We start from the raw sequence: 14549 nt of genomic DNA, 5'->3' as shown, positions 1-14549 counted from the left end.
GATTTACTTGTAAATCCCATTTACATAATCTTTATACATCATGTTTAAACCCTCTTTTAATGTAATTTTATGTCGCCAACCTAATGCGTGTATCTTGCTTAAATCTATACTTTTTGCCAATGTACCATCATTTTTACTTGTGCTTTCAAATAAAACTTGCCCTTTATAATCTAGCATTTCTTGCAACATGAACGCTAGATTCTTAATGCTAATCTCTTCGCCAGTGCCGATATTAACATGTGAATTTCTTATTTTCCCATCAATATTTTGTGCAATGTCTTTAAAATCTTTATGTTGCATGAGATAAATGCAGGCTCTAGCTAAATCATCACAATGTAAAAATTCTCTACTCGTATTTCCAGTTCCAAGAAGCATTACCTGCTTATCATCAATGCCAAATTTAGAAAGATAGATTCTAGCTTCTTCAATAGTTTTTAGATTTAAATCTTTCAATAATTCATCATATCTATTTTCATGAAGCAATTTTGCTAAATATATTTTTCTAAAAATGGCTGCTTGAACATGAGAAGTTTCTAAGTCAAAATTATCATTTGAGCCATACACACTTACAGGCATAACCGGTATAAATTGCACCCCATATTGAATACTATAAAATTCACATAATTTTAAACCACTAATCTTTGCTATCGCATAAGGCTCATTATTATATTGCAAATCACCCTGAAAAATATATTCTTCTTTTATGGGTAATGGCACAAATTCCGGATAGATACAAATACTGCCAAGATATAATAGCTTCTTTGTATTATTTTTAGCGGCATAATGGATTACATTATTTTGCATAGTAAGATTCTCATATAAAAAACTCGCTCTATTCTGCAATTGTGCCACCATGCCACCAACTTTAGCCGCACAGAAAAATACATATTCTGGTTTTTCTTGCTCGAAAAAATCACCAACTAAAGCTTGATTTAATAAGTCTAATTCTTTATGAGTTCTTACAACTAGATTATTAAATCCCATGTTTTGTAGTTTTTTAAGCACGGCTGAACCTATAAGTCCTGTGTGTCCAGCTATATAGATTTTAGAATCTTTTGTCATTCCTATATTCCTAATTGTTAGCATATTGCGACTAAACATAACCTAATGCTATATTCAAAAAGTCAAATCATAGCATATAAATTACAAGATAATGCTTAAGATATTTTAAGTCAAAAGGGCTAATTATACAAAATCTAGTCTTACTGCTCTCCATCAATAATCTTAAAGCGTTTTGCAATCATTTTAAATGTTGGTGGTAAGATAAGTAGTGTGAGTGCTGTTGAGGTAGCAAGTCCGCCAAGCACAACGACTGCTAAGGGCTTTTGGACTTCACTGCCAACACCACCGCCAATAAGCATAGGCACAAGTCCAAGTGCTGCAATACTTGCTGTCATTAAAACCGGTCTAAGTCTTCTTTTTGCACCCATTTCTACTGCCTCATCAATGCTGTGTCCCTTTTTAATAAGCTGGACAAAATAGCCTACCATAACAAGCCCATTTAGCACGGCAATACCAAATAATGCGATAAAGCCTACACTCGCTGGTACTGACATGTATTCACCTGATAGATATAAAGATATTAAGCCGCCTGTTACCGCAAATGGAATGTTTAATAGAATCATGAGTGAAAGCGTAATAGAGCGGAATGTAAAGAATAAAATAAAAAATATCACTAAAATACTTAGGGGGATAACGGTGCTAAAACGCGCATTTGCCCTTTGCTGGTTTTCAAACTGCCCACCATAAGTAAGGCTATAACCATCGGGCAGTTTTACTTCCGCACTAATCCTTGCCATAGCCTCTTCGACAAAGCCACCTAAATCCCTATCTTCAACATTACTTCTTACAACGCCCACACGACTGCTTTGCTCTCTCATAATGCTGATTGGACCATCAACTGCCCTAATCTCTGCCACAGAGTTAATAGGCACAACCAAGTCATCTTCAGAGCTTAACTCTAAGCCTTGAAACTTTGATACATCATAAGCAATATCGCTTGATTGACGGATAAGCACAGGTGTCCTTGCAAAGCCTTGCGGTATATAGTCGATAAATAAGCCCTCTAATGAGCTTTTCATAAATTTTGAAAACTCTTCGACACTAATATTTGTTCGTGCCATTTTCTCTCGCTGTGGTGTTACATAAAAGTAATTTACACCTTTATTCAATGCGGTATAGACTTCTTTACTGCCCCTTATATCCTTTAGTATATCAGCGATTTGTGTGCTTAAGCTATTTAACTCATCAATATCAGATCCAAAAATCTTAATGGCTACATCACCACGCACACCTGTTACCATTTCGCTAATACGCATGTCAATAGGTTGGGTTACAATAAATGTAACACCTTTAAAATCTTTTACAGCATTATGTATCTTATCAATCACTTCTTTTTTGCTTTTTGCTTCCCACTCATCTTTTGGCTTTAAGATGATAAATGAATCTGATTGATAGAATCCAGCTAAGTCAAGTCCTAATTCATCAGCACCAGCACGCGTAATAATGGTTTTAATTTCAGGGACAGAATCTTTAATTTCTTTTGTGATTCTAAGTAAAATATCACGCGATTCATCAATAGAAGTTGATGGTGTTGTCTCAATGGATAATACAATATCGCCCTCATCAAGTGTCGGCATGAAAGCCTTGCCAATATAGGGAAAAAGCGAGAAAGCAAACACAAGGAATACAAGTGAGCCAATCATTACAATGCGACCATTATTTAAGCAAAACTTAAGCATAGGGTGATATAAATACTCAATCCCACGCAATAAAATCGTTTCTTTATGTGGTTTTGACTTTAAGACAAACGAACACATAACAGGGATAACCGTGATAGAGAGTATAAGTGAGCCAATAAGAGCATACACAATAGTCTCTCCCAAAGGCACAAACATTTTCCCCTCTAAGCCCTCTAAAGTGAGAATAGGCACAAAAAATACGATAATAATAATAATCCCACTTACAACAGATGGGGCTATCTCTTTTGAAGCGCGATAGATTGTGTGAATCTTTGTTAGATTTTGCTCATGGCTTAATCTCTCAAAGGCATTCTCCACCACAACAACTGCAGAATCTACTAAGATTCCAACAGCGATTATAAGCCCACCTAAACTCATTAAATTCGCACTTAAGCCATTTTTCTCCATTAACGCAAAGGCAACGGATAAAGCAAGGGGTAAAATAACACTCACAGCAACAGCCGCACGCAAATCCCCTAAGAATAAAAATAAAACGATAACAATAAGCACAATGGCTTCTGCAAGGACTTTAATCACGGCATCTACTGCCTTTTGCGTTAAATCAGATCGATTGTAGAAAGTATTTATTTGCACATCTGGTGGGAGATTAGCCCGAATTTCATCAAGCTTTTTTTCTACCATTTCAATGGTATTTTTAGAGTTTGCCCCCCTTAATCCTAGCACGATTCCTTCAGTCGTTTCTCTCTCGCCATCTATTGTTACAAAGCCTAGTCTTGTGCGATGATTTTCTACCACTTGAGCGAAGTCTTTTATCTGCACATAGCCATTTTGTGTAGGCATTGAGATATTTTCAATGTCTTTAATGTTTTTTGCTGCACTTTCAATTTTTACAAGATACATTTCACCGGGGCGATTGATTATCCCCGCGCCATCATTTTTTAGATTCTCACGCAGCACAGATTCTAACTCTGATATAGAAATGCCAAGCTTTGCCATATCATGAAAATCTGGAATCACAACATAAGCCTTTGCAAAGCCGCCATAGCTACTCACATCGGCTACACCCTTAATACTTCTTAAGGCTGGGCGGATAGTAAAGTCAAGCAGCTGCCTTTTTTCAGTTTCTGTAATATTGCCTTCAATGGTAAACATATACATATCACTCAAAGGCGTTACAATCGGGGCTAAACCACCACTCACACCTGCTGGTAATTCAGACATAGCAGTGCTTAATCTCTCACTCACCATTTGCCTTGCGATATTCATATTTACAGAATCTTCAAAGTTAATAGTAATATCTGCAATGGCATATTTACTTGTGCTTCTTAGTGAAGTCTGCCCTTGTAATCCTAATAGCTCAAGCTCTAAAGGTCGCACAACACGATTTTCTACTTCTTCAGGGGAAGCCCCGGGCATTTTCATAATGATTTTTACTTGCGTAGAGCTTACATCAGGGAAAGCATCGATTGGGATTCTCACAAAGCTAAACACACCATAGGCAAGTAAAAGACATGCAAGGATTGTAACGATAATCTTTTGTCGCAAAGAAAATTCAATGATTTTTGTAAGCATATCTAGCCACTCCCTTATATATACACTGAAGTATTAAGCAAAAAAATCTTGGCAAATCCTGCTATGCAATTAATGACCATTACCTTCACTCCCATCTTCACCTAGTCCAGCCATAACACCTTTTAGCAAAACAAGTGAGCCTTTTGCCACTTTTGTGCCAACTTTTAATCCATCTCCCTCTACCACAGCCGCACCATCTCTCTCTTCCAAAATGTTTATTGTAGTGGGTTTAAATCCATTTTCTACTTGAATAAATGCAAGATAGTCATTATCATATTTAATCCAGCAATCATCAGGTATCACAACCGCACTACCACCTACTGACCCTGCCACATAAATCTCTACTATCTCACCGACTTTAAAGCCCTTTGCCTCCACTCTTGCTACCGCACTAATGGTATTTGTTTGCTTATCAATAACACTTGAAATGCTTTCAATAATACCTATTTTATCACCCTTATCATTAAATACAGAGAATCCTTGCTGCACACTTTTAAGCCTATTTTGCGGCACTCTTATGCGTAAAAGCACATTGTCATTATCAGGCTTTGCAATCCTTATATAAGGCGTAAAAGCGGGGATCTTTTGTCCAATCTGCGTTGGCACAACGCTTAGTGTCCCGCTACCACTAGCACGAACAAGAAAGCCATATTGCCCGCGTGGATTATCTGGATTAATACCAAAGATATTAAAAGATGATCGGATTTCATTCATTTTCAAGCGAAGCTCATTCATAGTAAGATAGCTTGTTTGATACGCTCTTTGTGAGATAACCCCTTGCCGTAATAAGTCTTTATCTTTCCTTTCTACTTCTTGTGCGATTTGGAATCTACTGCGAGTATTTTGCAGTGAGAAGTAAAGCTCACTCAAAGCATTTGAGCTAATCTCTACAATAGGCTCTCCCTTTTTCACACTCTCACCAGCCCTTTTATAGAGATTCACCACGACAACTTCAAGGCTTGAATTTTGCGTATAACCATCTTTATCATCAAAATCTACTACTGCAGAGAAAGGCACACCCCTTTCATTTGAAGTGTTTTTAATAGTAAAGATTCCAACGCCCATTGCCTTCATTTCAGAATCTTTTAATTCTATTTTCTCATATTTTGCTGTATCCGCATAAAGCGGTATAAAAAATATGCTAAATAGCACAAAAAGATTCTGTAAAGTTTTATAAAAGTTTGCTTGTATCATGGCTTTTCCTTTCATCTTTTTAATCTATTTTTGTGAAACTCTCGCCTAAAGTCTCTTCTAAGAGTGCGACTATATCAATGTATTTTATCTGTGAATTGACAAGGGCAATTTGTGAATCTACAAATGCGTTTTCTTGTGTGATATACTCAAAAAGAGTAACCTGCTGTGCCTCATAGCCCAAGCGATTAAGCTCTGCTAAATGCTGCTTTGCTTGTGTGTTTTGCTTTGCAATGTCAATGTATTTTCTTTGCAGGGCTAATTCTTGCAGATATGCTTTTGCTTTAATGGCAATTTGCTTTTTTGTAATATTTGTCTTTGCAAGTGTGCCAGATTCTAAAGCCATATATTTTGCTTTTAAATGCGATTGTTTCCTTGTAACAGGCAGGGGAATCGTAGTCTGCAAAGATGGATTATAGCTTGAGAGTGAGTGATTCACCCCTATGCCTACCTCTAAATTTCCCCATAGATTCTGTCCCTCATATTGTGCTAGAGATTTATATTCTTTTGTTTGAGAATCTAGTATTTCAGTATAGAGTGAAGACTGAATCTTTTGGTCTAGCAAGCTCTGCTGCATGTCGATAAATTGAAACTCTAAACCTTTTATAATAATCTCATTATGCTTTGTATCGCTATCATCATTTTCTATATTTTCTATGCTATGTAATTCCTTTTCAATCGCATATAGCATATTTGTATTATCTTTATTCGTTGAAATATGTGCGTAATGCTGCTTATCTAAACCCATAAACATAAAAAGATTTTTTTGTAACTCTAAAAGCTCATTTCTCACCGCTACACTCGCTAGAGTAGAATCTAGATAAGCCACCTCAAAGCTTACATAATCTTTTCTACTGATACTCCCGCCCTCTAGCCTTTTTTTTGCGATATGAAGTAGCTTTAAAAAGTTTTCTTCCCTTTTAAGATAATAGCGATATTTCTCTTTTGTAGCCACATAGGTAAGATAAATGCGTTTTGCATTGATAAAGTTAAGATTTCTAAGCAGATTATGTGTCTTTTGATATTGCTCCCCTTTTGCTTGCAAGCTTTGTTTTAAAAGGGCATTTACCCACCAGAGTTTTGGTTTAGCAACGATTGCCATATCCCATTCTACCCCAGATTTATTGGTGTCTTTCGCTGTGTTTCCACTTGCCTCTATTGTAGGATATTCCCATGCAATACTTGATTTCCTTTCAGCTAGCATACTTTCAAATTGTGCTTTATTATCGATTAATGAAATTGCATTTTTATCAATGGCTTTTACAAAATCTTGCAACTCAAAAGTTTGTGCAAAAAGTGATATGTGATACACACAAAAAAAGCCAATCACATACATATATTTTCGTAGAAAACCCTGCGTTGTCTGCACTCATTCTCCCTTTATGTTGTGCCTTAATCTGCTACTCTAAAATATTGAATTTATCCATAGAAAAAGTAATAAATCTCAAAAAATAAAGCTTTTATTTTAGTATAAAAAAAGTTATCATTATATCATTTCACTAATATTTTACAAAAATTTTACATTAGAGTGAAACATACATTTTATAAAAAGCTGTAATTTTGTTATAGTTATACATAACTTTATATCTAGGATAGCTATGCCACTTTTTAAATGCAATTATCAAAGCATAAACACGCAAGGTGTGCGATACATCTTTGCTAAAAACACAGAGGAAGCAAAGCAAAAAATGTTGCAAAAAAATTTCCTTGTTACAAATATAAACGAAGTTAGCCTTTTTATGCGATATGGTAATAAAACACAAGAACTTGAAAGGATTTTTTGGCAGCTTGGGTTTAGCTACACTTCGGGTTTGCATTTAATCTCTATTTTACAATCCATAAAAAAAGAACTATATTTTAAGGAAAATGCGGCGTTATTGCAATCTATGATTCATGCACTAGAAAAAGGCGATACGCTTTCTAGTGCCTTGCAAAAGCATATAAATACTTGCGGGAGTCTTGTGGTAGCGTTATTTAGCATTGGTGAAAAGAGTGGATTTTTGCAAGAGACTTGTGAGTTATGTGCGAAAGAAATATCACAGAAAAACTCATATATACAAGCTTTGCGTAATGCTATGATTTATCCAATACTGCTTATTTTTAGCTTTTTATGTGTATTTTTTGTGCTTGCTTTTTTTGTGATTCCAGAGTTTGCTAGTCTTTATAATGAATTGGGTGCGAATTTACCTTTTTTGACAGAACTTACTCTTAAAATATCTAGCTTTTTACAAAGTTATATATTTGAGACACTTGCTTGTATTCTAATTTTTATTATTTTTTGTTTTATATTTTTGAATAAAAAGTTAGTTAGAGATAGAATCTTATTGCATATTCCTTTCATTAATCATGTAGTAACTGATTATTGGCTTTATATATATTTTTTGGGGTTGCATTATTTTTTAAAAAGTAAAGTGCCATTTATGGATAGTATTGTGCAGTGTGAAAAATTGATACACAATAGCGTATTGCAACAAAAAATTTCCCACTTAAGCTTTATGTTAGACAAAGGCATACCGCTAAGTCAAGCCCTAAATAGCATTGATATAAAAATCGCAAATATCGCATTACTACAAAGTGGAGAACAAAGCGGAATGCTAGATAAAGCCCTAGAATTGAATGCAAGATTCTATAAAGATAGATTCACACAATCCCTGCAAACTTTGCAAATACTCTCGCAACCTTTTGCAACAATTACTATGGGAATCCTAATCGCAGGACTTGCATATAGCATAGTAGCACCCATGTGGCAGCTTTTAGAAGTAGCGATTTAGATTCTATAAGCACAGATTCCAGCGTTTTTCTTATTGTGTGTAAGTATTGGCATTTCCAAGGGATATTTTATTTTTTTTAAAAGTTCAAAATAATAAGAAACTAATCTATCAGCACCCTCTTCGTAAGTTTCGCGGTCGCCATTTACAGCCCAGAATCTAATACGCAATATGCTCGTATAGTTCTATTACACCTAAGTCATCTTGTATGAGTGTGCGTGTCATTCTTTGATTTTTCTTTTTTAAACAACCGCTTAGATCAAAAAAAAGTGTCTTATCATCTTTTTTCCAAAGCGTATAGGTGCATTTTACATTGTATGAGTTTATGAAAGTATAGTCGTGTTCTTTATTATCCTGTGGTAAGCCTAGTTTTGAGATATTTGATAGGTGTGCTATGCGGTCTTTCTCCCTTGCTGCGTGATGGTGTTTTAAGTAAATGACTAGATTTTCTAAAAAGATTCTATGCATCATTTCAATATCTGCTTGTGGATAAAAGCACTTTGTAGCGTAACACATAATGCTGCCATCACACACTCTTTTCTGCCAAGTCTCATCGCATTTTGCATCTTCTACAAAGTTGTTTTGATTGAATAGTAGTTTTATGCGTTTTATGGTTGCTTCTAGCCAGTGTTCTTTTGGGCTAGATTCTGTATTTTTATAAGTGGCTGTTTTGTTTATAGAATCCTTTTTAGAATCTACTTTAGAATCCGCTATCATAAGACCAGCACACACCATAAAAGCTAATATATATCTATATGCAAAACGCATGAAATCCCCTCCAAAAAACCTATAATGTGTCTGTGCTGATTGTCCTTAGATAGCCATTCTCACTTAGCATAACATAGAGTTTGCCTAGCACCGCCTTTTTTGTCTCTATGTCTAAATCACTATCTTCTATATGCTGCTTTAAGATTCTCTCAATCTCTTTTGTATCATAATCTAGGTCATCTAGCACATCGACTATTGTTTGGGCTTCTAATAGATTTGCGATTTCATAGCCTTTATTTAACTCATCATCAAAGATAACGCTAAATTCTGTTGGGTGCGTAAAGAGATTATGTCTCATACCTAGCACTTCTTGATACGCTCCAACAAGAAAAAAGCCTAGAAAATACTCTTCCTTTGACACATCGACATCATGTAAGAAAAGGGGCATTTGCGGATTGAATGAAATCTCGCCATCGCTATCGCAAGTAATATCCCAAAGGCTTGCTGCACGCGTTGGACGCCGATTTAGCCTATCAAGCGGCATAACGGGGAAGTTCTGCTCCAATCCCCAGTAGTCTGGCAAACTTTGAAAAAAGCTACAATTAAGCAAATATCTCTCTTGCACGCTTTTTTGTATCTTTAGAATCTCATTATGATTTTTATATTTTAAAAGCTTAATCACTTTTTTGATAATCAAATGCACTAGCACTTCGGTATTACTTCTATCCTTTAGGTCAATATAGCCTAAGTCAAAAAGTGTAAGTAAAGATTCCATGTGATCAAGGCTATCATGTAAATATTCAATCGCATTTTTCTCTGTGATAGAGTTATATAAGTCATTTAGCTCTTCTACAAGCGGAGGATTAGAATCTTCTTTTAATTTCAACGCACTCTCTTCATACTCTTGTGAGAAAAGCTCTAGCACAGGGGCTACCAAAACCGCATGTGAAGCAGATATAAAGCGACCAGATTCTATAAAAATATCTGGCTCTAACTCATTTTTATTCTTTGCTATCTCTTTTAAGCTAAAGACGACATCGCCGCTAAATTCTGTCAAAGTGTAGTTTTTGCAATTCATACTTTCATGCTGTGCGTATTCCACTGCTAAACCACCGCCAATATTTACTGCGGTAAGATTCTTTGCTCCCATTTTCCTAAGCTCTGCATAAATATTGCCTACTTCTCTAATCGCCTTTTTTAGCGGTGAAATATCGCTTATTTGACTGCCGATATGAAAATGTATCATGGTAAATTTATGCAGAAGTTTTGAATGCTCTAGCATTTTCATAGCTTCTAAAAGCTCTGTTGAAGTTAGTCCAAACTTAGAGGTAATACCCCCGCTTTTTGCCCAAATGCCCGTGCCAACGCTATGTAGTCGTATCCTTAAGCCAATATTAGGATAAGGCTCTGCCATCTCACTTGCAATCTCAATAATAGTTTTTAGCTCATTTAGCCCCTCTATTGTGAGCGTAATATCATGCCCCATATTTGCTGCGATAAAACCTAGTGAAATCATCTCTTTATCTTTAAAGCCATTCACAGTTATCGGGCTACCCTTGTTTGTATAAGCCATAGCTACAATAAGCTCTGATTTACTTCCTGCTTCTAAGCCATAGCATTTGCCTTTGCTAAGCTCGACTAAAGGCAGGACAAAATTTGGCATTTGATTAACTTTTAGGGGGAATACAGCTTTGAAACAGCCTTGATACTGATACTCTTTAATGGCGGTATGAAAAGCATCATAAACCTTTGTGATCTGATTTTCTATTAAATGCGGGAATCTTAAAAGCAGTGGTCCTTTATAGCCTTTTTCTCTTGCTTCTTTTACAATATCAATGAGAGCGGGTTTTACTTTATAATTCACCTTTACCACACCATCATCGATAATGAAATCATCATTTGACCAAAATTTAATGCCATAATCAACCATAATGCCTCCAGATTCTAACACTTCGTTATTTGCTTTGCTATGGATAGCAAAAAGCTTTAAAACATGAAGCACAGATTCTAGCAAATTTTAATTAAAAATGAAAAAATACTTTCATAAATGACTTGGTTGTGATATTTTTGGGAAATACTGCTGAGTAGAGTAATATAAAAACTTGATAGCTACCTTTTTTATAAGGTTTATTGTAATCTTTTATTACTTGATCTAGTGATACTTTGCGATACATAACAATAACACTTGCATAACCTCTAAAGATTCTATGCAACTACAAGGTAAAATCACATAAGAATCTATCCCTACTTTTTATGCGTGGTTTTATAAGGGATAAGGGCGTATTGTGCAACTTTAGTGTTGCCATAAGTTATTATGATAGAGCCTTTATTGTTTGCTGTGAGTGTGTATTTTGGCGGATTGTTTTTTATGTCTGTATTGATACCATAAAAGTTAAGTCGCAGGGCTAAATCACTATTTGGCACATTGACATGTGTTATATTTCGCTTATACAATTCCTTTGCTATATCTTTTGCTTCATAAAACGAATAAGCAAAGTTATGTTGCACATTACTTATATAATAGGTAATTTTATTGCCAAAAAGAGCTATATTTCCAAATAGTAAAAATAAAATAAGCCCATAAATGCGAATCTTATATCGCATTCTAAATTGTGGCAAATGAGAACGCAAGTCAAAGAGAATCTTTTGCATAAAAAATGGAATCCCAACGCATAATGGCGGCAAAAAACTCTCAATCTCAATCTTTTGCCGTGTTGAAAACAGCATGATAAATAAAAATCCAACAAATGGTATGAGATGCAATAATAATGGGGACTTTTTAAAAGTGTAGCTATAAGTAGCAGCGACATAATATACAAACAATACAGGCGTAAAAACCAGCGACATAAGCCCCAAAGTATCGAAAAAATATGAATTTGGGATGCCATGTATAGGTGCAAATTGATACATATTAACACCAAAACATATCATACTAAAAACCATTGTATAGGTTTTTCGCTTTAAGAGTGCGTAAAAAAAGAGAGCTAAACACAAGATTGCTGCACCAGAATCTAAAAATACAGCAATGATAAATAACTCATAGGCAATGCGTTTGTAACGCACTTGAAAATACACAATAAGTAAGCATAAAAGTGTTAAAATCCCCATGTAAGAGAGAACTAAAGCTTGGGCTGATACGCCCGGTATCGCCATAAAAAGTAGCACACATGCAATCGAATCGCTACTTTTATGCAAGATATGTAGTGAAATACTATACATCAGTATGCAATTAAGTATATGCAAACATATAAAGGGCAGACGCATGCCATAGTCATTAAATAATGGGTTATGAAAAATGTATTGTATAAAAGACACGCCGATATTTGCAAGATAGCTTGGCAGGGAATCTTTACTAAAAAAGTTATATGCTTCTCTAATATATATGCTTGTTTGGCTAGTCATAAAGCAAAGCAAGGCTACATCAAGTAGTAAAATAAGGCAAAAAGTCGCATGTAGCTTAAGATAATTTATAGAATCTAGCGTTTGAACTCTATGTGTATAGTCATATACCTTGCGTTTTGTGCCATGTTTTGTTGTCATTGTCTACCTATTTTGTTGCCATTATCTCTAGCATTGCATTGTATGATAAAAATGTAAAGTTGTTGTTGTCTTTATTTGCTTGTGCTGGGATTGAATTAGCATATTGATTTTTTTGTTGATATGATTGAGTGAATGGACATGACGCTATATGTTGTGATTACAGCCTATTTGCACCTGTGAATATATAGAATTATACAAATAAAATAGGAATAAAATGGGTGTAAGATTCGATGAAACCATATACATAGATTTAAAACGAAATCCATCATCTTGCCACTCATTTAAACTTGATACAGAATTTACTTACATTTTTACACAAGCCATTGTTGTGTTTTGTAATTTTCTAATACTGCTTTTACATTATCATTATAGTATTTCGTTTGTATGAAAAGGGCATTAGCAAAATATTCGCTTGCACCAACAAGTCCCAAGAAAATAAAATCTCTTGCTTCAAGATAGCACTTTATATCATCAAATAAGGGTTGATTTTCATATAACTCCATAAATTCAACTTCTGTGTAAATGAGTTTTACATTATGAATTCTTTCACCTAGCCCCTTTAGTGCTTCAAGCTCCCCACCTTGTATATCCATCCATAAAATATCAATACATGGGATATTATTTTGCTGCATAAAAGTATCCAGTCGCACAGATTTTACACGCACTTCATCTTGCACATAATCTTCTATAGGATACTTACCAGAAGCCTTGAGTGTAGAGCTTGCACCTTGATTGCCATCAGAGTGAGTTGTATTTGTATGCTGTGCATTAATGGGATAAAAACTAATATAATCATCACTTTGTGATACTGCGGCTTCTGTTAATGTTATGTTTGAATAGAGTGAAACATTGCGGCGACAAGCAGGCAATGTATTTTCATTGCATTCAAAACTCCATATACAAGCATTTAAATTATTTTTAGCAAGTGTTTTTGCAAACGCCACGCTGTCTTCGCCATATCGCGATCCAAACTCAAACACATGGGTTACCCCCCCCCCCCCCATATTTTTGTTAGCTGTGTTTTTAACAGAATCTTCATGTATAGGTATGGCTTTTGCGATATTTACAATATTATCTACTTCTTCTGTGGAAGTATGTGGTATATAGGGTTTTAAATGATGTAGGTTTTTACTTATGAATGCATTTTTAAAACCTTTTTTCATAGATTTTATTGGTATAAATCGTGCCATTCTATCAATATCTTTTCTGCGTAAAGACACTCTTAGCGGTATATTAAAAACCTTGCGTTTCCATTCCTTGCGTATATATTTGTTTGCACGCAAAGGGATATATGAATGCAACACAGAGTGCATGAATATATAGCTTACATCACTACTTACAAAAACATTTATAGGCTTATTGAGTGCTGCCGCTAAGGTTGCGGTCCCAGTAGCAAAGCAATACATTGCTTTAGCTGAATAAATGAGATCGCAAAAATCCCAAATAGTTTCTGTGCGAATAATCTCTGAATCTACGCGATTATCAAAGCATCTTTTGCCACCTAAATCCGCCATTACAGCATCAATATGAATATTGTTATGATGAAAGTAGGTAACAACATCAGCTAAATCAAATGTATCCCCACTATTTGAAATCCAATTTGGATCAAAAATGACCTTATTGTATTCCTCTCTAAATTTTGGAGTATAATAGATCTCTGGTTCATGTAATCGTCTGCCATCATCAAGACCATAGGACAACATTAGATTATCTAGTAGATTGCATGAAAGAGAAAAAGTATCTGTAATATCTTTGCGTGGTGTAGGTGGTGCATCTGTAAAACCATCTACATACGGATTTTGTCCCCATATTAATCGCTTGTAATCATTGTTTCTAAATGGGCTAGACTCGTGGATAAACACTCTATCATATTTATCCCCCCCCCCCCCCCCCTCTTTTCCTTACTTTTCTATTTAACATTTTTTAATTAAAAAAAAAAAAATAACCAATCCCACAATATTCTCTTTTTTTTTTTATTTTTTTTATTTTTTTTTTTTTTTTTTTTAATTTATTTTATAATTTTTTTTTAATTTTTCTACACCACACAAACCTCTCTCCACTACCTTTT

9 protein-coding genes are annotated in these 14549 nt (G+C 35.0%); 1 reads left to right on the top strand and 8 read right to left on the bottom strand.

The annotated features are described in order from the left end of the window. Window positions 1–3 precede the first annotated feature (3 nt). From C6H08_RS07950 to C6H08_RS07935, 4 genes are all read right to left on the bottom strand, one after another. Window positions 4–1062 (bottom strand): GDP-L-fucose synthase family protein, encoded by a 1059-nt coding sequence (locus C6H08_RS07950; protein WP_034579776.1) that lies wholly within the window; start codon window positions 1060–1062, stop codon window positions 4–6. A 140-nt stretch (window positions 1063–1202) separates the two neighbouring features. Continuing rightward, the gene (locus C6H08_RS07945; RefSeq protein WP_034563044.1) at window positions 1203–4274 is read right to left on the bottom strand and encodes an efflux RND transporter permease subunit; all 3072 of its coding nucleotides are present in this window, start codon (window positions 4272–4274) and stop codon (window positions 1203–1205) included. A gap of 69 nt (window positions 4275–4343) precedes the next feature. Further along, complete coding sequence (locus tag C6H08_RS07940) at window positions 4344–5468, bottom strand: efflux RND transporter periplasmic adaptor subunit (protein WP_052099996.1); 1125 nt, start codon at window positions 5466–5468, stop codon at window positions 4344–4346. Between the two features lie 19 nt (window positions 5469–5487). Beyond that, the gene (locus tag C6H08_RS07935; RefSeq protein WP_034579774.1) at window positions 5488–6834 is read right to left on the bottom strand and encodes a TolC family protein; all 1347 of its coding nucleotides are present in this window, start codon (window positions 6832–6834) and stop codon (window positions 5488–5490) included. Between the two features lie 229 nt (window positions 6835–7063). Here C6H08_RS07935 and C6H08_RS07930 point away from each other — a divergent pair, with 229 nt between their 5' ends. Then, window positions 7064–8236: a type II secretion system F family protein gene (locus C6H08_RS07930; RefSeq protein ID WP_034579772.1), complete on the top strand. Its 1173-nt coding sequence runs from the start codon at window positions 7064–7066 to the stop codon at window positions 8234–8236. A 156-nt stretch (window positions 8237–8392) separates the two neighbouring features. On the opposite strand, the gene C6H08_RS07925 is transcribed toward C6H08_RS07930, so the two are convergent. The 4 genes from C6H08_RS07925 to C6H08_RS07910 form a co-directional block, all read right to left on the bottom strand. Beyond that, window positions 8393–9001, bottom strand: coding sequence for a hypothetical protein (locus C6H08_RS07925; RefSeq protein WP_034563048.1), 609 nt, complete (start codon window positions 8999–9001; stop codon window positions 8393–8395). Between the two features lie 19 nt (window positions 9002–9020). After that, the gene (speA, locus tag C6H08_RS07920) at window positions 9021–10871 is read right to left on the bottom strand and encodes an arginine decarboxylase (RefSeq protein WP_004084312.1); all 1851 of its coding nucleotides are present in this window, start codon (window positions 10869–10871) and stop codon (window positions 9021–9023) included. Between the two features lie 314 nt (window positions 10872–11185). Beyond that, a complete protein-coding gene (locus C6H08_RS07915) occupies window positions 11186–12481 on the bottom strand; it encodes a hypothetical protein (RefSeq protein WP_034563050.1) in 1296 nt (431 codons plus the stop codon). Window positions 12482–12792: 311 nt separating this feature from the next. Next, a complete protein-coding gene (locus C6H08_RS07910) occupies window positions 12793–14343 on the bottom strand; it encodes an FkbM family methyltransferase (protein ID WP_104686163.1) in 1551 nt (516 codons plus the stop codon). Between the last annotated feature and the right edge of the window lie 206 nt (window positions 14344–14549).

The sequence above is a fragment of the Helicobacter bilis genome, assembly GCF_900198365.1.
GTDB classification, from domain to species: Bacteria; Campylobacterota; Campylobacteria; order Campylobacterales; family Helicobacteraceae; genus Helicobacter_A; species Helicobacter_A bilis_B.
The sequence above is the reverse complement of the archived record's forward strand: the minus strand, read 5'-3'. Positions and strand labels throughout refer to the sequence as shown.